Here is a 21,983-nt window from a genome sequence, read left to right on the forward strand (position 1 = left end):
GGCTCTCCTTCGTCCACATCGGCGCCCCTTCAAATCGGACCGCCACCCTTGAATCACAAATGATTCCGATGATTCAAGATGTTCCCGGACAGACACTAAGGAGGCCGCCGCCTTACTTCCGGATTACGCGGCTTTGTTCGCGCAGGACCGCATTATATCGGTCGATCTGGCCCGCGAGTCTTGACCAGCTTTGAGCAATATTTCTCAGAACCACAGCCTCTTCTTCGCACTTCGACTTTTTGGTCATGCGAAGGCATTCCGCCGCCTGATATTGGCAGTGCTGCGCGCTGTCCCTGGTCATTCCTCGCGCCGGATTCTGATTTTGGCCTAGTACCCTTGAGGGGCCGGCCATTTCCAGCAAATGTTGTATACAGGCGGGGATATTCTCCCCTTCGTCTCTGCGCTGCTTCAACTCGGCAGCGATTTCGGTCGTGAGATTGTGCGACCATCCCTCGGCGGTGTTGAAGGCGACGATGCGCACCGGATGGTTGTACACGCCGTGCAAGAGGTCGCGGATTAGCATCTCGCGATACGTACCCTCACCATCATCGGTCTCGCGCCAGGCGCGGCCTACCCATATCCCGAAGGCGTCCAGTAGTACGAGATACATATCATGGTCTGCATCTTGCGGCACGATCGATGATGGCGAGCGGTGCGACCACGCCGCTTCGAAGCGGGCTTTCTCTGCGTTCCGATTCTCTTCAAATGTTTGGGACTGTGGACGTCGCCTCACGGCGCTCTCCTTCCAAGCTAGAGTGAGGCGGGAGCGCGTGATGGGCGATCTCATCACCGATACTGCCAGGGACCTACGCGGTGATGGCACTTAACGTCTGTCCGGATTGCAGGTTGCTATTCGATCGCGAACATTAATTAAGCGCCTAGAGAGTCCCGAGAACGTCGGCTAAGCCATGGCGCGTTCTCGGTTAATTGAAAGTAATGTCCGTTGAGGGGCACAAGCGGTACACTCAGATCGAGCGTATGATTTCTGCTTCGCGCGCAACCCGACGTCTGCGCGTTAATCAGCACACGCCCTAGTCGCGAACTTTCTGCGCGCGATAAAGGCTCGGCGTGGTGCCGACGGCCTTGCGGAAGGCGCGGTTGAAATTGGCCTGCGACGAAAATCCCGTGGCATAGGCGATATCGACCAGCGGGCGATCGCTGGTGGCGAGCAGCCGCTTCGCGAGATCGAGACGCTGACGGCTGACATATTCATGCGGCGCCGCACCTGTCGCCGCCTTGAAGCTGCGGGAGAAATGCGCAGGGCTCATGCACGCCACCGACGCCAGATCCTCGACCGTGAAAGCGCGCTCGACGGATGCATCGATGAACTCCGTCACGCGCGACAGACGTTTGGCGTCGAGCGGCCTTTGACCGGCATTGAGTTGCCGCAGCCTGACCGCCGTGGCCGAGTAGGTGTGCACCAGATGGGCGGACAACGCGCGCCCGAGGCTTTCGATCAGGAGCCGGCCGGTGGAGCTTTCCTGTTCGAGCTCCTTCAGGATCCGCTCGGCGACGTGCTCGATGAACATGTCCTGATCGATGGCCTCGTAGCGGATCGAGATGCCCGAGGGGTCGATGTCCAGGTCCCTGAGCATGGTGTCGTCGAACGGCTTGCCGGGAAGAAAGAGATGCAGGCATTCCTGCATCTGGTTCTCGACGCGGATGAAGTCTTCGCGGATACCGGCCGGGCAGAGCCACACGGTGCCCTTCCTGCCGAAGGTCCGCTGCCGCATTCCCGCGCCTTCCCGGTCGACGACCGAGTTGCCGCGCAGCAGGATCGCGATCTCGGTGTCGCGCGGCAATTGCGGCGGCAGATCGCCGGGCTCATGGCTCCATCGCTCGGCGAGGAGGTGCGACCATCGCCGGTCGTTGGACGTCTGAAGCATTCTGCCGGTAACATATTTATCGACAGAGTTGCCAAGCATACCCATCGTGTCTCTCCGTCAGATAACGCGATGTTTGGGTAAGAGGTATTGCCGGGTCCAGCAATTACCATGCCAGACATCCTGCTAGCCGTCCACGGGCCGAGAGCAGTCCGGGAAAACAACACCGCACATTTTGAAAAGCCAGGCCGCGCCCGCCGGCCGCATCCTTGGCACCATCTTGAATCGGGAAGCGGAGAGACCCATGGCCCGGACCACGGTAATTGGCGCATGCCCCCACGACTGCCCGGACACCTGCTCCATCCTGACCACTGTCGAGGATGGCAAGGCCATCGCCGTCCGCGGCAATCCCGATCATCCGTTCACGCGCGGACGGCTCTGCGTGAAGGTCAACAACTATGAGGAGCGCGTCTACAGCGACAAGCGCGTCCTCCATCCCCTGAAGCGGGTCGGCCCGAAAGGCTCCAGGCAGTTTCAACGGATCTCCTGGAATGAGGCCATCGAGACCATCGCATCGCGCTGGACATCCGTTATCGCCGAGCACGGCGCGCAGGCGATCCTGCCCTACAGCTATCTGGGCACGCAGGGCATCATCAACGGGCTGAACGTCGGAGATCCGCTCTTCAACAAGCTCGGCGCGACGGTTCTGGAGCGCACGTTCTGCGATTCCGCTTCATGCACGGCGTACATGATGACGATCGGGCACACACCGGGCGTGGATCCCGAAAGCTTCGTGCATTCGAAATACATCATCCTGTGGGCCTGCAATACGCTGAGCACGAACTCGCATCACTGGCCGTTCATCGAGCAGGCGAAGAAGGCCGGCGCCAAGCTCGTGGTCATCGATCCCGTCAAGACCCGCACGGCGCGCCTCGCCGACTGGCATATTCCGATCCGCCCCGGCACCGACGCTGCGCTCGCACTCGCGATGATCCACGTCATCATCAGGGAGAACCTGGTCGACCGCGACTACGTCGACAAGCACACCGTCGGATATGATGAGCTGGCGGAGCGGGTATCGGGCTACACCCCCGAATTCGCGTCGCAGGAAACCGGCATTCCCGTCGACGACATCGTCAAGCTGGCGAGGGAATTCGCGACCACGCCGCCGGCCGTCGTGCGCATCGGCGTCGCGGTCGAGCGGCACGCCGGCGGCGGCCAGACCGTGCGCGCGATCGCCTGCCTTCCGGGACTGATCGGCGCGTGGAAGCATGTCGGTGGCGGCCTGCTCCAGCTTCCGATCTGGGCATTCCCGGTCAGATGGGACGTGCTGATGCGTCCTGATCTGCAGCCCGAGAAGATGCGCGTGCTCAATTCCTGGCGCCTCGGAGCGGCACTGACGGGCGAGCTCGGCTTCGATCCGCCGATCAAGGCCCTGTTCGTCTACAACGCCAATCCGATGGCGATGGTGACCGAACAGGGCAAGCTCGAAAAGGGGCTCGAACGCGAAGACCTCTTCACCGTCGTCAGCGAGCACTTCCTGACCGACACCGCAAAATATGCCGACATCGTTCTGCCGGCGACCACACAGCTCGAGCAGAAGGACATCATGTTCTCCTGGGGACACCTCTATTTGTCCTACAACAATCAGGCGATCGAGCCGCTCGGCGAAGCCGTCTCCAACACCGAGCTGTTCCGCCGGCTCGCGCGCGCGATGGGCATGACGGATCCGGCCTTCTTCCGGAGCGACGACGAGATCATCGCGGCATCCCTGGACTGGAGCAGCCCGGTCCTTCAGGGCATCACGCTCGACGACGTCAAGGCCAAGGGCTATGCGCGCCTCAACATGCCGGCGCCGGCGGACTGGGCGCCGCATCGCGAGGGTAATTTTCCGACGGCGTCCGGCAAGTGCGAATTCAAGTCGACGATCGCCGGCGGCGGCAACTTCGTGGTGCCGCTGTTCCGCCAGGGCTACAATGGCGACCAGGACGGCGCGCTGGTCGATCCCCTGCCCCACTACATCCCGCCGAACGAGAACGCGCGCACGGCGCCGGCGCTCGCGACGCGCTATCCGCTCAGCCTGATCTCGCCGAAGAGCCACGCCTTCCTGAATTCGAACTACGGCAACTTGCCTGCGCAAACCGCCCAGGCCGGCGAGGAACAGGCTGTGCTTCTCAATCCGCACGACGCGGCACAGCGCGGGATCGTCGCGGGCGCGCCCATTCGCGTCTTCAACGATCGTGGCTCGTTCGAAGCCTTTGCGACCGTTTCACCTGACATCATGCCGGGCGTCGTGGTGGCGCCGTCCGGCTACTGGCAGCGCTCCAACCGCAAGGGCGCGACGGTTCACGCGCTGACGCCGCCCGCCTTCGCCGACCTCGGCCGTGCGCCGACATTCTCCGACATCCTCGTTCAGGTCAGCGGAGCCTGACGATGACATATGTGGTCACCGACAATTGCCGCGGATGTCGATACACCGAATGCGTCACCGTCTGCCCCGTGGAGTGCTTCCACGTCGACGACACCATGACCTATATCGATCCCGAGAATTGCATCGACTGCGGCGGCTGCGCGCCGGCCTGCCCGGTTGGCGCGATCGAGCCCGACTATCGCCTCGCCGCGGACAAGAAATTCTGGATCGACGTCAACCGCAAACGAGCGGCTGAAACTCCCGTGATCAGCGCGCGTCTGGCGCCTCTGCCGGGCGCCGATGAACGCCGGCAGGCGCTCGGCCGATGACGGGTTCGGGCGAACTCCGCGTCGCCGTCGTCGGCAGCGGACCGAGCGGCTTCTACACGGCGGAGGCCTTGTTGCGTTCGGGCGCGTCAGTGGCCGTCGACATGTTCGAACGGCTCCCCGTGCCGTATGGGCTGGTGCGCTTCGGCGTTGCGCCCGATCATCCGAAGCTCAAGCAGGTCACGGTAGCCTTCGACCGCATCGCCGGAATGCCCGGCTTTCGCTTCATCGGCGGCGTTGCGGTCGGAGATGACGTCACGGTCGACGAGCTGCGGCAGGCCTATGACGCCGTTGTGCTCGCGACAGGCGCCGAACTGAGCCGGACGCTCAATATCCCCGGCGAAGCACTGCCGGGCAGCCACAGCGCCGGCGATTTCGTTGCCTGGTACAACGGGCATCCCGAATTCCGCGATCTCCGGTTCGATTTTGATCATGAGACGGCGATCGTGATCGGCCATGGCAACGTCGCGCTCGACGTTGCGCGCATTCTCGCCAAGACGGCCGACGAGCTGCGCCAGACCGACATCGCGCGCCATGCGCTCGAGGCTTTGACGGACAGCCGGATTCGCACCGTCTACGTCGTCGGTCGCGGCGGGCCGGCGCAGGCCAAGTTCACCGCAAAGGAATTGCGTGACTTTCTCGAGCTGGGCGCATGCGACACTTCGGTCGAGGAGCGCGACGTTACGCGCGATGAATTCGAGCCGCGGAATTCCGACGATCCGGAAAGGATCGAAAAGCTGTCGCTGCTGCGCACGTTCTCGCAGGCGGCCACGACGAAGCCGCGGCGCTGTGTCTTTCGATTTGGTCTGTCACCCGCCGCGATCAACGGACGAGATCGCCTGGAGTCGATCTCGTTCAGGCACCGGTCGGGTGCGGTCGAGGAGATCGCATGCGGGCTCTCGTTCAGCAGCGTCGGCCGGAGGACGGCGCCCGTCGCCGGTGTTCCCTATGACACGCATCGCGGCGTGCATGCGAACATCGACGGACGCGTCGCGATCGGTCATTCCCTGGTCGAGGGCCTCTATGTCTGCGGATGGAGCAAGCGCGGACCGAACGGCACGATCGGCACCAATCGCGGCTGCGGGATTGCGACGGCTGAGGCTGTGCTGGCTGATCTTGCCGATCGGCGGCCGCGTTCGGACACGCCCGATGCATTGCTTGCGCGCCTCTCCAACCGCGTCGCGCGCATCGTGAGCTATCCGGATTGGACCGCTATCGACGCGGCCGAGAAACGCAGGGGAGCCCTGCTCGGCAAGCCCCGGGAGAAATTCGTCACAATCCCCGAGATGCTCGCCGCGATGAATGCGTGCCCCCGAACGGGCCACGCCACCGCCGCGCTGCGCTATTCCTGATCGACGAGATCGTCCTCGAGGATCGCCATCTGGAACTGGAACGAGCGATCATCATCCTCGTCGTCGACGAACAGCACGCCGATGAACTCCTCGCCGATATAGACCTCGGCGGAATCGTCCTTCTTCGGCCGCGGCACGACGCGAATCTTGGGATTGCCGAACACGCGCTTCAGATACGCGTCGAGCTTCCTCACTTCTTTGACGTCCACGGCAAGTCTCCAATCGAAATCCAACGGGGCGGGGTTTTAGGACGAGACGCGACGAACCGCCAGCACCAATTCCCGAGAATTTTGGGGACGATCGGGGCCGAAAACCGGCCCCGATTTAGATCGAACCGAGATCAAAGCCCCATGGCGTTGATCATCTGGTCCATGGTGCGCGACGGCTCGGCGCAACCGGCCTCGCCGACGATCTTGGCGGGAACGCCGGCAACGGTGACGTTGTGCGGCACGGGCTTGACCACGACCGAGCCGGCCGCGATGCGCGCGCAATGGCCGACCTCGATATTGCCGAGGATCTTGGCGCCGGCACCGATCATGACGCCGTGACGGATTTTTGGATGACGGTCCTCGTTCTCCTTGCCGGTGCCGCCGAGCGTGACGCCATGCAGGATCGAGACGTCGTCCTCGATCAGCGCAGTCTCGCCGCAGACGAAGCCGGTGGCATGGTCGAGGAAGATGCCGCGGCCGATGCGCGCGGCGGGATTGATGTCGGTCTGGAACACGGCGGAAGCGCGGCTCTGGAGATAATACGCAAAATCCTTGCGGCCCTTCAGCCAGAGCCAGTGCGCCAGGCGATGGGTCTGGATCGCGTGGAAGCCCTTGAAGTAGAGCAAGGGATCGATGAAGCGGGAGGTCGCGGGGTCGCGGTCGTAGACCGCGACGAGATCGGCGCGGAAGGCATTGCCGAGATCAGGCTCGTCGCGCAGTGCCTCGTCATAGGTCTGACGCACCAGATCGCCCGAGAGCGAGGCATGATCGAGCCGGTCGGCCAGCCGGTGCACGACCGAATCTTCCAGACGGCTGTGATGCAGCACGGTCGAATAGATGAAGGTCGCGAGCTCGGGCTCGCGGTGGACGATGTCTTCAGCCTCTGTGCGGACCCGATCCCAGATCGGATCGAGCGCGGCGAGCTTTCCTGCCGGATTGACCTGATGCATTGCCATGGCGTGCTCTCGAAATTCGCTCGTTTCGTTTGACCTATAGCACAGTCTAGCGTGCCCTGTCCTTGCAGGCTTGCCTGAGAGCGAACATCGAGTTGCCCGTCGACAGCCTTCAAGGCATTGAATCAAAAGGCTTTCTTCTGACACCCCCGTGCGACAAGGTCGGCTTAAAGTGGTCAGCGTTTTGCCAAATTCAAGCTCGGTCGCGTCAAACTATTGGTGAATTCCGTCCTAACCGTTATTGCGGACATGGTCGAAAGCCGACGGAGCCGATTTGAGCATTACCAACGACATTCTGCGCGCCCGCGCCACGGGGTCCGTCTGGCTTTGGCTCGCTGCCGTCGCCCTGCCCCTCCTTCTGATCGCGCCGGCATTCTGGAACGGCTATCCCCTGCTTCAATGGGACACCGGCGGCTACCTGGCGCGCTGGTACGAGGGCTACCTGGTCCCCAGCCGCTCGACGGTGTTCGGGCTTTATCTGCATATGGGCGAGAGCTCGAGCTTCTGGCTCAATCTCGCCGTCCAGTCGCTGGCGACGCTATGGCTGCTGCAACTGACGCTCCGCGTGCTTGGCCTGATGCAGACCTTCCGCTTCGTCGCGATCAGCCTGCTCCTGATCCTGTCCACCGCCCTGCCCTGGCTTGCCAGCATGCTGCTCACCGACATCTTCGCGGGGCTCTCGGTGCTGTCGCTGTTCATCCTGGTGATCGGCGGCTACCGGATCTCCGGCATCGAGCGAAGCTCGCTGTTCGCCTTCACCGCCTTTGCCGCAGCGACCCACAGCGCGACGCTCGGCGTCCTGTTCGGGCTTTGCGCCGCCGGCTGGTTGGTGCGGCCGCTGCTGGGCAAGCGCATTCCCCTTGCGGGGCTTGCGCACGGCAGCCTCACCATCGTCGCCGGCGGGGCGATGCTGGTCATGGCGAACCACGCGCTGTCGGGGCAATGGGCCTGGACGCCCGGCGGCTACGGCGTCGCTTTCGGCCGCATGATGCAGGACGGCATCGTGGCCCGCTATCTCAGAGATCACTGCCCGCGCGAGAGTTTCAAGCTCTGCCCCTACCGCAATGAATTGCCGGCGACCGCGGACGAGTTTTTGTGGGGCAACAGCATGTTCAACAGGCTCGGCCGCTTCGAGGGGATGAACGACGAGATGAGCTATATCGTCGTGCATTCGCTCGCCGACTATCCGGCGTGGCAGGCGGGTGCGGCACTGCGCGCCATGGGCCAGCAATTGCTGCATGTCGCGACCGGCGAAGGCACCAATGGCTGGATCCCCCACACCTACGGCATCATCGAGCGCTACATCCCTGCCCAGCTCGCACCGATGCGCGCGGCGCGGCAACAGCACTGGGATATCGATTTCGATGACGTCAACTGGCTGCACGTGCCGGTCGCGCTCGCCTCGATGCTGGCGCTCGTCGCCCTGCTCGGCCATGCGCTGGCGATCAGGCGGCTCGACGAACTGACGCTGCTCGGAGCGACCGTGACGCTGGCGCTGCTCGGCAACGCCTTCATCTGCGCCGTCATCTCCGGACCGCACGACCGCTACGGCGCGCGTATGGTGTGGCTTGCGACCTTCGTCGTGCTGACGGCGCTGGCGCGCGCCTTCGGCAGGGACGATCCGGCGGACGACGCCTCAGCCGCGGCGTGACAGGAAGTCGATCACGCCCGTCTTATAGACCTTGTCACCGACCGCGCGCATGTGATCGCGGTTCGGGATGTCCAGCACCTCCGAGCCGGGGATGATCTCGCCCAGCGCCGTGGCCGAGCCTGCGATGTCATCGGTGGAGCCGACGGCGATCAGCACGGGGACGTCGATGCGCGCCGCTTCTTCCTTCTTCATCAGCTCGCGGGTGCCGCGCAGGCAGGCGGCGAGCGCCTTGCGGTCGGAGCGCGTCTGATCGGCAAAGGCACGGAACGTGCGCCCGACGGGATCAGTGACGTCGTCGAGCGAGGGCGCCTCCAGCGCCTCGGCCACGCTCTCGCCGGGCCCCGTGCCCTCGATCAGGCCGCCGATGCCGATGCCGCCGAGAATCGCCGAGCGCAGGCGCTGCGGCTCGTTGAGCCCGAGCCAGGCAGTCATCCGCCCACCCATCGAATAGCCCATGATGTCGGCCTGCGGGATGCCGAGATGGTCCATCAGCGCGAGCACGTCGCCGGCCATTGTGGGAATGGAATATTGCGCGGGATCGTAGAGCTTTGCGCTCTCGCCATGGCCGCGATTGTCCAGCGCCAGCACGCGGCGGCCGTTCTTGCGCAATTCCGAGACCCAGGTCGGATAGACCCAGTTCACGTTCTTGCTCGAGGCAAAGCCGTGCACCAGGATGATCGGGTCGCCCTCGCCTTCGTCGAGATAGGCAATTTCGACGGCGCCGTTGTGAAAGCTCGGCATCAACTTAAGTCCGCGTCTGTTGGGGAGAGGATAATCTTAGGCGTTGGCGGCTGCGCCCGCCAGAGCTTCTGACGCTGCGAGCTGCGCCCGGCGCAACCGCCGCGCCCGCCTGCGGTCACACCAGGCCTGAGTCAGCCGCTCGGTCGTAGCCTTGATCGAGGACAGGACGCCGAACAGCGTCATCAGTGCACCGAACAGCCATAGTGCGAGATCGAACGCACCGGTTGCAAGCAGCAGCGCACCGCGGCCAAGCAGCTTCATGATCGCGCGGGTCTTGCCACCCTGGGCTTCCGCAAGCCGCGCCGCGCGCGCAACGTCCTTCGGCCCCTCGGCGACGCGCAGCGTATCGAGCGCGCCGCGCGTGCCCGCCTTTTCGGTGACGCGTGCAACGTCCTTGCCGAGCCTGACCAGGGCGCCGGCCTTCTCGACACGGAACGCGGCCTTGATGGCACTCACGGTCTCACCCGGCCGCAGCACCGAGCCGGTGGCGACCGCGTTCTGGAGCATCGGCGTATCCACCACCTCGCGCGCGGAGCGGCCGGCCCATTCGGCGAGTCCCTCGCCGAGCCGCCCGACCTTGCGGGCATCCTTCACCAGCGACAGTCCGGCGCGCGCCGGCGCCGCACCACCGACCGAGACATAGGTCGCCGCCGTCACCGCAAGACCGGCAGCGGCGAGCCCGAGCACGAGGCGGTCGGTCTCCTCGCCCATGGCCAGATGCTTGCCCTCGCGCACGACGTCCCTGACATCGCCGATTACGAAGAGGTCGCCGGCAACCGTCCCGGACAGGCTCGCGACGTCGTCGGCATTGCCGGTGACGAGGCCGGTGGCAAAACGCTTGGCGAAATGCGCGGTGGAATTCTCCTCCTTCACGGCGTCGCTGACCCGGCTCAGGAGGTCGTCAGGCAGCGCGATGCTGCGATCGCGCGCGAGCTCGACGAAGCTGTTGGCAAGATCGGCATCATGCGCGGCGAGCGCCGCTTCGATATTCTGCTGAACGAGCGCAGGGTTCTTGCCCAGGACCGAATCCAGCTTGAGCTCCGACAGCGCGGCCGGATCGTCCCTCGCTGCGAGAACTGCGCCCGCCTCGCGCGCATGCGGCACCACCTGCGCGAGCACGAGGCTGCATGCCACAAGGCCGGTTAGCGCGGTGCTGATTCGCAACCACTTCATGCTCAAAACCTGGACACTCGCCTGGGGATTCGCCTGCCGCAGGGATTTCTCCGTGCCCTCAGACATAGTATGCCAGAATTGCGACACAACGGCCCCGACGAAAGAAGGGCTTCTCTCTCGCGACAAGATTGTGTCGAATTTAGATGAGCAAATGAGCATGGGGCAGTTGCGGACCTTTTAGTTCCACCGGACTAGCAATCATCTGCACCCCCCAGTATGGTCCGCGGCGTTCAAAAGATGCCGCGTCAGTGTTGATTGTGTCTGCCGCCATTGCCACTCCAGGATGAGTTCCGATGTCCGACCATGTCGTCCCGCACTTCCACAACGATGCCGGTGTCCCCGTCATCGAAATCGGCTCGCAGGAGTTCATGTGCGTCGGCGCCAACCCTCCGTTCGACCATCCTCACGTCTTCCTTGATCTCGGCAACGACAACGAGATCATCTGTCCCTATTGCTCGACGCTGTACCGCTTCGCGGCCGACCTGAAGGCCGGCGAGGCGCGCCCGCCCGAATGCGTGCTGAAGGACAAGGTGGCCTGACCGACGGCATCCGCTAAGGGGTGGCCGTCTCCCGAACGATCATTGTTGCCGGTGCCGGAATCGGAGGATTGACGGCCGCACTTGCGCTTGCCGCCAAGGGCTTTCGCGTCGTCGTGCTCGAGAAGGCCGAGCGGCTCGAGGACGTCGGCGCCGGCCTGCAATTGTCGCCCAATGCGAGCCGCATCCTGGTCGAGCTCGGGCTGAAGGACCGCTTGGGCTCGCGCGCGGTGACGCCGGAGGCGGTCAGCATCATGAGCACGCGCGCCGGCGGCGAGCTGATGCGCCTGCCGCTCGGCGCAGCGGCCACTGAGCGCGCCGGCGCACCCTATTGGGTGGTGCACCGGGCCGATCTGCAGGCAGCGCTCGCCGCAGCGGTCGCGGACCATCCCGACGTCGATTTGCGGCTGGGTGGGACGTTCGAGGACGTCGCCGCGCACGCCAAGGGACTCTCCGTCGTCTATCGCAGCGGCACGTTGCGCCGGAGCGAAGTGGCAAGCGCGCTGATCGGTGCCGACGGCGTCTGGTCGACAGTACGCCAGCATCTGTTTCCGGACGTGCAGCCGCGCTTCTCCGGCCTGATCGCCTGGCGCGGAACGTTCGAGGCGACGCAACTGCCGAAGGAATATACGTCGCGGCGCGTGCAGCTCTGGATGGGGCCGAACGCCCACCTCGTCGCCTATCCGATCGCGAGCGGGCGCCAGATCAACGTGGTGGCGGTCGTGCCCGGCACCTGGAACAGGCCGGGCTGGAGCACGCCGGGCGATCTTTCCGAGGTGATGGACGCCTTCCCTGCGGCGCGCTGGCCGGGCCCGGCGCGGATGATGCTCACCGCGGTCGACAGCTGGCGCAAATGGGCGCTGTTCACGCTGCCCGACGGCGTCGGCTGGAGCAAGGGCGCGATCGCGCTCGCCGGCGATGCCGTGCACGCGATGCTGCCTTTCGCCGCGCAGGGCGCAGGAATGGCGATCGAGGACGCCGCCGTGCTCGCCGAGCACTTGAGTGGCAACGCCACCGAGAGCGCCGCCAGCATCGCGGCGGCGCTGGCGCGCTATGGACGAGCGCGCGAGGCGCGCGTCAGGCGCGTGCAGCGGACCGCGCGGCAGCAGGGCCGCATCTATCACCTTGCAGGCCCCTTCGCGCTGGCGCGCGATCTTGCGATCCGCGCGCTCGGGCCGGAGCGCATGCTGGCGCGGCAGGACTGGATCTATCGCTGGCGCGCGTGAGGCGCGACGCTGACTTCAGTGAACGGCGGTGCCGGATTTCGTGCCGGGTGCGGGCTTGGCCGCAGGCTTGGCGGCGGTCGGGGGCACAGGCGGCGCTGGCGGGGGCGTCGGCTCCATGTCGCTGTCGCGGCACTTGTTGCGCCGCCAGGCCTCTTCCACGAGCTTCTGCTGGCCCCGCGCGCTGATATAGTCATTGCGGTAGGCCAATTCGGCGACCACGGTCCCTCCGACCCCGGTTTGCGCTTTCGCCATCATCCGCTCGAGCTCGTCGATGCGATTGACGAGGCCCTTGCGCTCCGGCGCGAGCTGCTTGCAGTCCCAGAGCTCGTAACGGCCCGGATCGACGAAGGCCGGGCTGATGGTGTCGCTCACGGAGGCGCAGCCGGCGAGCGCAGCGCCCAGCCCGAGCAGCGCGACCAGCGCAAGCGCGGGACCGCGACGGTTGAGAATCGAAACAAACATGCCGGATTGGTAGTCCCCGTGGATTGAGATTGCCTAAAGCAGCGAGAGATGTCCGGATTGAGGCTTTGCCTCATATCCCGGATTGAGGCTTGGCCTCATATCCCGGATTGAGGCTTTGCCTTGTGCGGCCGGCTCGCTTAAGGAAGGGCACCCTTCGCCCCGTCCGGCCCCAAGCCAGGCGGCCAGCAAGGGCGGTTTAAGTGTTTGATCCCGTTGGATCAAGCGGGCATGGCGGAATTGGTAGACGCAAGGGACTTAAAATCCCTCGGTGCGCAAGCGCTGTGCCGGTTCGACCCCGGCTGCCCGCACCATCCCGCGACGAGGCACGTACCCACGCCCCCGCGGCACAACACACCCGAGCTTTGTGTAGTTCCTCTCAAGCCCGCAGGTCGCTGTGCGCAGGTCGTGCAAAGAAACCCACCTTGGCCGCGTTTCTGCCAATGAAAAGCGCGATAGGTTTTGCAAGTGCTCCTCGTCCCGGTAACCCGTTTGTCATTCCCCCGGAAAGTAGTGGAGTGAAGTGGAGTAATGTCAGGTGCAGGGTGTTGTTGTCCTTTTGATCCTTCTGGCAATGTCCTATGCGGCCGGATACTTCACGCGCGACCATATCTCGCGCAAGCGGCACGAACGGGCACGCAGGTGGAAGGGCTACATGGAACCGGAATTGCCGCGGCCGGCGAACGCGAATGAAATCGCAAATCATAAAGGAGCTGTTGCCGCCGAGCGTGGCGACCTCGGGCAAATGCTCGAGCGCTGGGAGAGCAGAGCAAGAGCGCGCAAATTCCGCGCCTCTTCCTGAGGCGAGCCCTCCTCCCCTCTCCCATCGCATCACCAAAATCCCTGTCTCCAGCTCCACTCCGCCTACCACCCATCCCAAAACGCGGCTTGTGCATCGCAACAGTCCCGCTATCTAAACCTCTGCAAATGCAGAGGTAGCTTCGTGTCCGACGTCAATGCCGACAGTTGGGTGTCCTCGGGACACCGTCCGATGGGGTTTCCGGAATTCGTTGTCGTGATCGCCGCCATCATGGCGCTCAATCCGCTGGCGATGGACATGATGCTGCCGGCGCTGCCCAATATCGGGGCGGCGTTTCACATTCCCGTCGCCAATCACCTTCAGCTCGTGTTGTCGACGTTCCTGATCGGGTTCGGCGCTGGGCAGTTCGTGATGGGGCCGCTGTCGGACCGGTTCGGGCGGCGACCGGTGCTGCTCGGCGGCATGACCGTCTATGCGATCGCGAGCGTGCTCGCGGTCGCGGCGCCCTCGTTCGAGACGTTGCTGCTGGCGCGCGCTCTGCAAGGGCTCGGCACCTCGGCGACGCGCGTGATCGCGACCTCGATCGTGCGCGACTGCTATGTCGGCCGGCGCATGGCGAGCGTGATGTCACTCGCGATGATGGTGTTCATCGCGGTGCCCGTGATCGCGCCGTCGTTTGGACAAGCAGTGCTGCTGGTGACGCAATGGCGCGGCATCTTCATCGCGCTGATGCTGTATGGACTTCTTGCGCTGGCCTGGACCGTGCTGCGGCTGCCTGAAACGTTACCTGAGAGCGAGCGCAAGTCGCTCGCCCCGCGCGACGTGCTCGACGCCTTCCGCCAGACCCTGACCAACCGGCAGACCATCGGCTACGCGGTCGCCGCAGGCTTCGTCATGGGCTCGCTGTTCGCCTTCGTGTTCTGCGCGCAGCAGGTGTTCACCGGCATCTACCATCTCGGCCATTATTTTCCGCTCGCCTTCGCGGCGATCGCGGCCGGCACCGCAATTGCGGGCTTTGCCAATGCGCGCCTGGTCGGACGCCTCGGCATGCGTGTGATCTCGCACGGCGCGCTGGTCGGCTATGCCCTCGTCGCCGGCCTGATGCTGCTCACCGCGAGCCTGCACATGCTGCCGCTGTGGCTGTTCATGGTGCTCTCGGCACTGATGATGTTCTCGTTCGGCATGATGATCGCCAACTTCACCGCGCTCGCGATGGAGCCGCAGGGCCACATCGCCGGCACCGCGTCCTCGCTCTACGGCTCGATCACGACGCTGTTCGGCATCGTCGTCGGCATGACGATCGGCCAGAGCTTTGACGGCACGTTGCTGCCGTTCTCGACCGGCTTCTTCCTGTGCACGCTGGCCGCGCTCGCGGTCGTCGCCGTGGTGGAGAAGGGCCGGCTTTTCCAGCCGCATCACCGCGCGGGCGCCTGAAACGCCTCAGTGCGGCGCGCGCTTGCTCGCGCTGAAATCATCCGCGTCGCTCGCGGGCGGCTTGCTCTCGTCATCATGCGGCGGCACGAGCAGTGCGACCAGCTTGCGCGTCACGCCGCCCCGGCCGAGCAGCTCGGCCTGAAGGTTGAATTCGCGCCTGACGAAATCCCCGGTACGCGCCGAAGTCTGCTCCATCCAGCCGAGGCAATCGGGCTGGTCGTGGAAGCAGAGCGCCGCCCAGCCGCGCTCCAGCGTGCTCTTGCGCGGCAAGCCCCATGTATATTGATAGGCGAACGACCGCGCATAATGCGGATGGTCGGGGCTGTAGAAGGCGGTGGCGAAGGCCAGCGCATCGTCGCCGCTGACGGCCGAGAGTGGCACGCCGGTGAGGTCGCGCCACTGCCGCGTGAGCTCGGCAGCCGCCTTTGAATAGAACTCCCGGCCCTCTTCGTAGCCGTGCGTGTTGCGCCAGGCGGCATGGATGGGGGCCACCACCACGAGCGCGACGACGCTGACGCCCGCAACCAGCACCGTAGCATTGACGGCATAGAAGCGCTCGATCGGATAGCGCGTGCCGCACACGATCAGCACGACGAACAGGAACAGGCCCTGCAATGCCCACAGCGACGGCAGGTCCGTGCCCACGGCGAGCGAGGTCAGCATCGGCAAGAGCAATGTGCCGAACGCGACGTAGAACAGTAGCTTCAATCCAGGATCCATCGCGCCGAAGTCGGCCGGCAAGCGTTTCAGCCGGTTACCCGCGATCATCACCCAGGTGACGGCCGCCGCGCTCATCGCCGCAACGAGCCCGAGCGCAAACGACTTCACCTCGCCCAATGCCGTAACGAGGTCGGCATTGGCATGCGCCAGAGCATAGGAAAAAGTCGGGGCACCCGTGGTCGCGAGCCAGTGCAGATGCGGCGACAAAGCCAGAAGACCCGTGACGGCGGAGATCCAGGGCGAGGCCGAGGTGAAATAGGCCCGGCGCGCCGGATGCATCACGGCGGCCAGCACGAAGCTCGCGACCAAAAATACCGAATAGTATTTCCCGACCATCGCCAGCGCCGTCGCAAGACCCACGGCAATGGCCCAGCGCGCCGCGCGCGTCTCGAAGGCGCGCAAGAAGCAGAAGGTCGCGAGCGGCCAGATCGCCAGCAGCACGCTGTTGGCGTTGAAGCGCTGGGCATGGAATTGATAGGCCGGCGTCAGCATCAACAGCAGCAGCACCAGAAGGCGCTTGTGCCCGCTCACGAAGCGGCGCGAGATCAGGTCGACGAACCATAGCGCCAGCGCCGCGTTGGCCATCGCCATCAACTGCATCGACCAGTCGCTCAACGGGAAGATCACGGTCCAGGTGGCCGCCACCCAGCCCATCAACGGCGGATGTTTTGGATAACCCCAGGCAAAATTCCGCCCCAGCGTCCAGGCCTCGAGCGTGTCCGGATGCAGGCCGGCGCCGAGATAGGCGATCACGAGATAGAGCGTCCAGACCGCGGTGAAGGCCATGAGCAGCAGCGGTACGGCCCAGCCAGTCTCCACGCCGTCGAGCCAACGCAGGAAGGGACGGCGCCACCGCGCAGGCGCACGGTCCGAGCGTTCGGCCATCGCCTGGAATGCAAAATCTATCGGCACGTCATCCAAATTGACGAAGAGGAAAAGGAGCGGCGCCATCTATTTCAGCCCTCGAAACAAATGGCAACAATGGGAATGTGGAAGAGCCTTAATTGGTGAACGGCTGCGGCGCGACGCCGGACCGCGATACGAAAATGGCCGGGGCGACTGCCCCGGCCATCGTCGATGTCGTCTGCCTTCAAGAGTGGCGTGTCGCCTATTCGGACTTGTCGATGTTCCAGAAGATTGGCGTCGCCGGGCCATCCAGTACGCCGGTGAGCGATTTGCGCCAGCCGCTCGGCAGGAGGTACTGGCCGAGCGGGATGTAGATCACCTGCTCGTAGGCTTCCTTCTGAATGTCGGCGGCGATCTTCTTCTGCTCGTCGAGCGAGGCCGCACGAACGAACGCATCCTTGAGCTGCTCGATCTTGGCGTCCTCCGCCCAGCCGAACCAGCCGCCCTTCTTGCCCTGCCCCCCGATCGAGAGATTGGCAATCGGGTTGGAGACGTCAGCCGCGACCCAGTTGGTGAAGAACATGTTCCACCCGCCCTCCTTCGGCGGCTTCTGGCTGGCGCGACGGCTCACCACCGTCTGCCAGTCTGTCGCCTGGAAATCGACCTTGAAGCCGGCATCGCGCAGCAACTGCGCCGCGACGATCGGCTGCGCCTTCAGCGTGGTGACGTCGCCAGGCCCCATGATCACGACCGGCGTGCCGTCATAGCCGGACTCGGCGAGCAGCTTCTTGGCTTCCACCATGCCATTGCCCTTCACCAGGGTTTCGGCACCGGCGTCGGTCGCCAGCGGCGTGTCGCACACGAAGAAAGCGCCGCAGATCTTCTGATATTTGGGGTTGCCGACGAGCGCGTCGAGCACGTCCTTCTGGTTCATCGCCAGCAACGCCGCACGGCGCACTTTCACGTTGTCGAACGGCGGATAAAGGAAATTCATCCGCCCGAGCGTCTGGAAACCGAACTTGTTCGAGACCTCGATCGTGAGCTCCTTGTTCGCCTCCAGCACCGGCAGCAAGTCGTAAGGCAGATTTTCCATGAAATCGATGTCGCCCGATTGCAGCGCGTTCACCGCGGTCTGCGAGTCCGGCATCGTGACCCACTCGACGCGGTCGACCTTCACGACCTTGCCGCCGGCGGTCCAGCTCGACGGCTCCTTGCGCGGCACGTAGTCGTTGTTCTTCTCGTAGACCGCCTTCACGCCCGGCTGGAATTCGGCCTGCACGAACTTGAAGGGACCAGAGCCGATCTGCTCGGGGATCTGCTTGTCCGGCGGCGTCTCGGCGAGGCGCTTGGGCATCATGAAGGCGACGCGCGAGGACGGCTTGCCGATGGAGTCGAGGACGAGGCCGTACGGCTCCTTCAGCTTCAGCGTGATGGTCTTGGCGTCGGTCGCCTCGATGCTCGCGGTGAAGTCCATCAGCTTCTGGCCCATGCCGTCGACCTTGGCCCAGCGCTGGAGCGAGGCGACGCAGTCTTCGGCCGTCACGGGCGTACCGTCATGCCACTTCAAGCCGTCGCGCAGCGTGAAGGTGTAGGTGAGCTTGTCGTCGGAGATCTTCCAGTCCGCCATCTGCGGCTGGATCTTGAAATTCGAATCGGTCGCGATCAACGTGTCGTAAACCATATAGCCATGGTCGCGCGTGATGTAGGCCGTGGTGAAGATGGGATCGATGATCCTGAGGTCGGAGTGCATCACCGCCGTGATGGTCTTGCCGGCGGCAAAGACCGGCGAGGCCAGTGCCGTGAGCGCGACAGCCGACAGCGCGAGTTTGGAGACGATCGCGCCGTGTCCCCGGCGCAAGAAGTGGAACATCGAAGTCTCTCCTGACGTGAAACTGGTCAAAGGCAGGTTATTGGTTGAGCATTCGGATCGTTCTTTGGGCGAACCAACCTCATGCAATGCCTTTATCTTTTCGAGACTTACAGAGAGCATCGAAAGCGTCAATCCGCTTTCGATGCATGCCCATGCCGGCGCGCGCACGGGCTCCGCGCTTACATATTTCGCTCTACAACGCATCCCGCCTATCGTGTCCTGACTGCCATGCAGCGCGGACCTCGTGCGTTCCAAGCCTGAAGAGACCGTCCATGAATCCAGCCAATCTTCCCTTTGATTCCGAGGTCATGCTGCAAGGCCTGCGCGCCTGGGTCGAATGCGAAAGCCCGACCTGGGACGCGGTTGCCGTGAACCGCATGCTCGACCTCGCCGCGCGCGACATGGCGATCATGGGTGCGACCATCGAACGCATCGCCGGCCGGCAAGGCTTTAGCGGCGTCGTGCGCGCACGCTTTCCGCATCCGAAGCAAGGCGAGCCCGGCATCCTGATCGCCGGACACATGGACACCGTGCATCCGGTCGGGACCATCGAGAAGCTGCAATGGCGGCGCGAAGGCAACAAATGCTACGGCCCTGGCATCTTCGACATGAAGGGCGGCAACTACCTCTCGCTCGAGGCGATCAGGCAGTTGGCCCGCGCGTCCTTCGTCACGCCGCTGCCGATCACAGTGCTGTTCACGCCGGACGAGGAAGTCGGCACGCCGTCGACCCGCGACATCATCGAGGCGGAGGCCGCGCGCAACAAATACGTGCTGGTGCCCGAGCCCGGCCGGCCCGACAACGGCGTCGTCACCGGGCGCTACGCGATCGCGCGCTTCAATCTCGAGGCAACGGGGCGGCCGAGCCATGCCGGCGCGACGCTCTCCTCGGGCCGTTCGGCGATACGGGAAATGGCGCGGCAGATCCTCGCGATCGACGCGATGACCACCGAGGATTGCACCTTCTCGGTCGGCATCGTGCATGGCGGACAATGGGTCAATTGCGTTGCCACCACCTGCACCGGCGAGGCGCTCTCCATGGCCAAGCGCCAGGCCGACCTCGACCGCGGCGTCGAGAAGATGCTGGCGTTGTCGGGCACAACCAATGATGTGAGTTTCAGGGTGACGCGCGGCGTCACGCGGCCGGTCTGGGAACCTGATGCCGGCACCTTGGCGCTCTACGAGAAGGCGCGCGGGATTGCCCGCGAGCTCGGCGCCGAGCTGCCGCATGCCAGCGCCGGCGGCGGCTCCGACGGCAACTTCACCGGGGCGATGGGTATCCCGACCCTCGATGGCCTGGGCGTGCGCGGTGCCAACGCCCACACGCTCGACGAGCACATCGAGGTCGACAGCCTCGCCGAGCGCGGCCGATTGATGGCAGGGCTGCTTGCGACGCTGGAGTAACCATGCCCGTCATTCCGGGGCGGCTCGAAGAGCCGAACCCGGAATGACAGCGTGAGATGGTCTGCGGGGCAAAAAACGTCTTGGCTGCATCGCAAAAACGGTGACCCCAATGGCACGGGAGTTGCTGGAACGTTAGGCTGGTGGCAAGCTTCCAACGGGCGCCTCGCCAGTTTGACTCTAATCTGACGGATCCAATTTGCTCGGATATCTCGTTCGCCGCATCCTCGCCGCAGTTCCCGTGATGGGCGTGGTCGCGCTATTCGTCTTCCTCCTGCTCCGGCTCACCCCAGGCGATCCCGCCGCGATCCTCGCCGGCGACAACGCGACGCCCGAACGGCTGGAGCGCATTCGCGCCTCGCTCGGCCTCAACGAGCCGCTCATCGTGCAGTTCATCACCTGGATCAACAAGCTCCTGCACGGCGATCTCGGGACGTCGCTGATCTCGAACCTGCCGGTGTTGAAGATGATCGGCCAGCGCGTCGAGCCGTCGATCTCGATCGCGCTCTCCACCATCATCCTCGCCGTCGTCGTCGCCGTGCCGCTCGGCGTGATCGCGGCGTGGAAGCACGGCACCTGGATCGACCGCTTCGTGATGGGCCTCTCGGTGCTCGGCTTCTCCGTGCCGGTGTTCGTGGTCGGCTACGTCCTGATCGAGATTTTCGCCATCGACCTGCGCTGGGTGCCGGTGCAGGGCTTCAAGAGCATCACGGCCGGTTTCGGACCGTTCTTCGAGCGCATCATCCTTCCGACCTGCGCGCTCTCCTTCATCTATATCGCGCTGATCGCGCGCATGACGCGGGCGGCGATGCTCGACGTGCTCGGCGAAGACTACGTGCGCACGGCGCGCGCCAAGGGCATCGGCGAGGTCGCGGTGATGATGCGGCATGCGCTGCGCAATGCTGCCGTTCCCGTGATCACCGTGATCGGCACCGGCTTTGCGCTTTTGATCTCCGGCGTCGTCGTCACCGAAAGCGTGTTCAACATTCCCGGCATCGGCCGCCTCACGGTGGATGCGGTGCTGGCGCGCGACTATCCGGTGATCCAGGCCATGATCCTCCTGACGTCGCTGATCTACGTCGTCGTCAATCTCCTGATCGACCTCGCCTACACGCTGCTTGATCCGCGGATCCGGTACTGAGTCAGGGATAAACAAGGTCAAGCATGTCGATCGACAGCCTCCCCGAATCGTCCATTCCGATCACGAGGCCGCTGCGGCCAAGGTTCGGATTCCTCACCTCGACGCCGATCATCGCCGCCGCAACCATCTGCCTCGCGCTGATCGCGCTGATCACGATCCTCGCGCCGCTGATCGCGCCGCATGATCCGGTCCTGCTCGCGCCGTCGCAACGACTGAAGCCCGCCTCCGCGCAATTCCTGCTCGGCACCGACGCCTTCGGCCGCGACCTGCTCTCGCGCGTGATCTATGGCGGCCGCGTCTCGCTGCTGATCGGCATCGGCTCGGCGGCTCTGTCGATCGCCATTGGACTGGCCATCGGTCTCGTCTCCGGCTTCTTCAGGCTGCTCGACTCGGTCATGATGCGCGTCATGGACGGCCTGATGGCGATGCCGAGCATCCTGCTCGCGATCGCCGTCGTGTCGCTGTCGGGCGCCAGCATCTGGACCGTGCTGGTCGCGATCACGATTCCGGAGATTCCACGCGTGGCGCGCCTCGTGCGCTCCGTCGTCCTGTCCGCGCGCGAAGAGCCCTATGTGGAAGCGGCGATCTCGGTCGGCTCGTCACTGCCGAAGATCATGTGGCGCCACCTGATGCCGAACACGATCGCGCCGCTGATCGTGCAAGGCACCTATGTCTGCGCCTCCGCCATCCTGACCGAGGCCATCCTCTCCTTCCTCGGCGCCGGCATCTCGCCGGAGACGCCGACCTGGGGCAACATCATGGCCGAGGGCCGCCAATTCTTCCAGATCAAGCCGTCGCTGATCTTCTGGCCGGGCTTACTGCTCTCGCTCGCGATCCTCAGCATCAATCTGATCGGCGACGCCGCCCGCGACGCACTCGACCCCCGCATGAAGCAGCGGGAGGGCAAGTGATTGTCTCAAGTGATTGTCTCACCGGCCCTGCCCCTTGTTCCG

At 64.5% G+C, this 21,983-nt stretch carries 20 protein-coding genes and 1 tRNA gene; 12 read left to right on the forward strand and 9 right to left on the reverse strand.

The window, feature by feature from the left end:
- Positions 1 to 112: 112 nt before the first annotated feature.
- Together QQL28_RS32870 and QQL28_RS32875 are read right to left on the reverse strand one after the other, a co-directional pair.
- Positions 113 to 733: a hypothetical protein gene (locus QQL28_RS32870; protein WP_284272214.1), complete on the reverse strand. Its 621-nt coding sequence runs from the start codon at positions 731 to 733 to the stop codon at positions 113 to 115.
- 298 nt (positions 734 to 1,031) lie between these two features.
- Positions 1,032 to 1,886 carry a helix-turn-helix domain-containing protein gene (locus QQL28_RS32875; RefSeq protein WP_284272215.1) on the reverse strand — a complete coding sequence of 285 codons (855 nt, stop codon included), beginning with the start codon at positions 1,884 to 1,886 and terminating at the stop codon, positions 1,032 to 1,034.
- A 241-nt stretch (positions 1,887 to 2,127) separates the two neighbouring features.
- Between QQL28_RS32875 and QQL28_RS32880 the strand changes: the two genes are divergently transcribed.
- The 3 genes from QQL28_RS32880 to QQL28_RS32890 are packed head-to-tail and all read left to right on the forward strand — an operon-like array spanning position 2,128 to position 5,911.
- Complete coding sequence (locus QQL28_RS32880; RefSeq protein ID WP_284272216.1) at positions 2,128 to 4,254, forward strand: molybdopterin-containing oxidoreductase family protein; 2,127 nt, start codon at positions 2,128 to 2,130, stop codon at positions 4,252 to 4,254.
- A gap of 2 nt (positions 4,255 to 4,256) precedes the next feature.
- A complete protein-coding gene (locus tag QQL28_RS32885) occupies positions 4,257 to 4,562 on the forward strand; it encodes a ferredoxin family protein (RefSeq protein WP_284272217.1) in 306 nt (101 codons plus the stop codon).
- Positions 4,559 to 5,911, forward strand: a complete 1,353-nt coding sequence (locus QQL28_RS32890; protein WP_284272218.1) for an FAD-dependent oxidoreductase — start codon at positions 4,559 to 4,561, stop codon at positions 5,909 to 5,911. Before QQL28_RS32885 ends, QQL28_RS32890 begins: the two co-directional genes overlap by 4 nt.
- Here QQL28_RS32890 and QQL28_RS32895 read toward each other — a convergent pair.
- Positions 5,902 to 6,120, reverse strand: a complete 219-nt coding sequence (locus QQL28_RS32895) for a DUF3126 family protein (protein WP_007602550.1) — start codon at positions 6,118 to 6,120, stop codon at positions 5,902 to 5,904. The two genes, QQL28_RS32890 and QQL28_RS32895, sit on opposite strands and share 10 nt — an antisense overlap.
- A 131-nt stretch (positions 6,121 to 6,251) precedes the next feature.
- Positions 6,252 to 7,076: a serine O-acetyltransferase gene (gene cysE / locus QQL28_RS32900; RefSeq protein ID WP_284272273.1), complete on the reverse strand. Its 825-nt coding sequence runs from the start codon at positions 7,074 to 7,076 to the stop codon at positions 6,252 to 6,254.
- A 271-nt stretch (positions 7,077 to 7,347) separates the two neighbouring features.
- On the opposite strand from cysE, the gene QQL28_RS32905 reads away from it, so the two are divergent.
- Positions 7,348 to 8,724 (forward strand): hypothetical protein, encoded by a 1,377-nt coding sequence (locus QQL28_RS32905; protein WP_284272274.1) that lies wholly within the window; start codon positions 7,348 to 7,350, stop codon positions 8,722 to 8,724.
- Here the strand turns inward: QQL28_RS32905 and QQL28_RS32910 are convergent.
- Both QQL28_RS32910 and QQL28_RS32915 read right to left on the reverse strand, forming a co-directional pair.
- Positions 8,710 to 9,465 (reverse strand): alpha/beta fold hydrolase, encoded by a 756-nt coding sequence (locus QQL28_RS32910; RefSeq protein ID WP_284272275.1) that lies wholly within the window; start codon positions 9,463 to 9,465, stop codon positions 8,710 to 8,712. The genes QQL28_RS32905 and QQL28_RS32910 overlap by 15 nt on opposite strands.
- A gap of 36 nt (positions 9,466 to 9,501) precedes the next feature.
- Entirely contained in the window at positions 9,502 to 10,638 is a 1,137-nt protein-coding gene (locus QQL28_RS32915) for a hypothetical protein (RefSeq protein ID WP_284272276.1), read from the reverse strand.
- Positions 10,639 to 10,931: 293 nt separating this feature from the next.
- Between QQL28_RS32915 and QQL28_RS32920 the strand changes: the two genes are divergently transcribed.
- Together QQL28_RS32920 and QQL28_RS32925 are read left to right on the forward strand one after the other, a co-directional pair.
- Positions 10,932 to 11,177 carry a zinc-finger domain-containing protein gene (locus QQL28_RS32920; RefSeq protein WP_007602543.1) on the forward strand — a complete coding sequence of 82 codons (246 nt, stop codon included), beginning with the start codon at positions 10,932 to 10,934 and terminating at the stop codon, positions 11,175 to 11,177.
- Positions 11,178 to 11,197: 20 nt separating this feature from the next.
- A complete protein-coding gene (locus QQL28_RS32925; protein WP_284272277.1) occupies positions 11,198 to 12,400 on the forward strand; it encodes an FAD-dependent monooxygenase in 1,203 nt (400 codons plus the stop codon).
- 15 nt (positions 12,401 to 12,415) lie between these two features.
- On the opposite strand, the gene QQL28_RS32930 is transcribed toward QQL28_RS32925, so the two are convergent.
- Entirely contained in the window at positions 12,416 to 12,862 is a 447-nt protein-coding gene (locus tag QQL28_RS32930) for a twin-arginine translocation pathway signal (RefSeq protein ID WP_284272278.1), read from the reverse strand.
- A gap of 222 nt (positions 12,863 to 13,084) precedes the next feature.
- On the opposite strand from QQL28_RS32930, the gene QQL28_RS32935 reads away from it, so the two are divergent.
- The 3 genes from QQL28_RS32935 (at position 13,085) to QQL28_RS32945 (ending at position 15,053) form a co-directional block, all read left to right on the forward strand.
- Positions 13,085 to 13,173 (forward strand) — tRNA-Leu (locus QQL28_RS32935).
- 224 nt (positions 13,174 to 13,397) lie between these two features.
- A complete protein-coding gene (locus tag QQL28_RS32940) occupies positions 13,398 to 13,661 on the forward strand; it encodes a hypothetical protein (RefSeq protein WP_284272279.1) in 264 nt (87 codons plus the stop codon).
- A gap of 141 nt (positions 13,662 to 13,802) precedes the next feature.
- Positions 13,803 to 15,053, forward strand: coding sequence for a multidrug effflux MFS transporter (locus tag QQL28_RS32945; RefSeq protein ID WP_284272280.1), 1,251 nt, complete (start codon positions 13,803 to 13,805; stop codon positions 15,051 to 15,053).
- 6 nt (positions 15,054 to 15,059) lie between these two features.
- On the opposite strand, the gene QQL28_RS32950 is transcribed toward QQL28_RS32945, so the two are convergent.
- Both QQL28_RS32950 and QQL28_RS32955 read right to left on the reverse strand, forming a co-directional pair.
- A complete protein-coding gene (locus QQL28_RS32950; protein WP_284272281.1) occupies positions 15,060 to 16,724 on the reverse strand; it encodes a glycosyltransferase family 39 protein in 1,665 nt (554 codons plus the stop codon).
- Positions 16,725 to 16,881: 157 nt separating this feature from the next.
- Positions 16,882 to 18,489, reverse strand: coding sequence for an ABC transporter substrate-binding protein (locus QQL28_RS32955; RefSeq protein ID WP_284272282.1), 1,608 nt, complete (start codon positions 18,487 to 18,489; stop codon positions 16,882 to 16,884).
- 272 nt (positions 18,490 to 18,761) lie between these two features.
- On the opposite strand from QQL28_RS32955, the gene QQL28_RS32960 reads away from it, so the two are divergent.
- The 3 genes from QQL28_RS32960 to QQL28_RS32970 all read left to right on the forward strand — a co-directional run bounded on the left by QQL28_RS32960 (position 18,762) and on the right by QQL28_RS32970 (position 21,941).
- Complete coding sequence (locus QQL28_RS32960; RefSeq protein WP_284272283.1) at positions 18,762 to 19,892, forward strand: M20/M25/M40 family metallo-hydrolase; 1,131 nt, start codon at positions 18,762 to 18,764, stop codon at positions 19,890 to 19,892.
- Between the two features lie 196 nt (positions 19,893 to 20,088).
- Positions 20,089 to 21,030: an ABC transporter permease gene (locus QQL28_RS32965; protein ID WP_284272284.1), complete on the forward strand. Its 942-nt coding sequence runs from the start codon at positions 20,089 to 20,091 to the stop codon at positions 21,028 to 21,030.
- Positions 21,031 to 21,053: 23 nt separating this feature from the next.
- Positions 21,054 to 21,941 carry an ABC transporter permease gene (locus tag QQL28_RS32970; protein WP_284272285.1) on the forward strand — a complete coding sequence of 296 codons (888 nt, stop codon included), beginning with the start codon at positions 21,054 to 21,056 and terminating at the stop codon, positions 21,939 to 21,941.
- Positions 21,942 to 21,983 lie beyond the last annotated feature (42 nt).

It is taken from the genome of Bradyrhizobium iriomotense (assembly GCF_030160715.1).
In the GTDB taxonomy this organism is placed as follows: Bacteria; Pseudomonadota; Alphaproteobacteria; order Rhizobiales; family Xanthobacteraceae; genus Bradyrhizobium; species Bradyrhizobium iriomotense.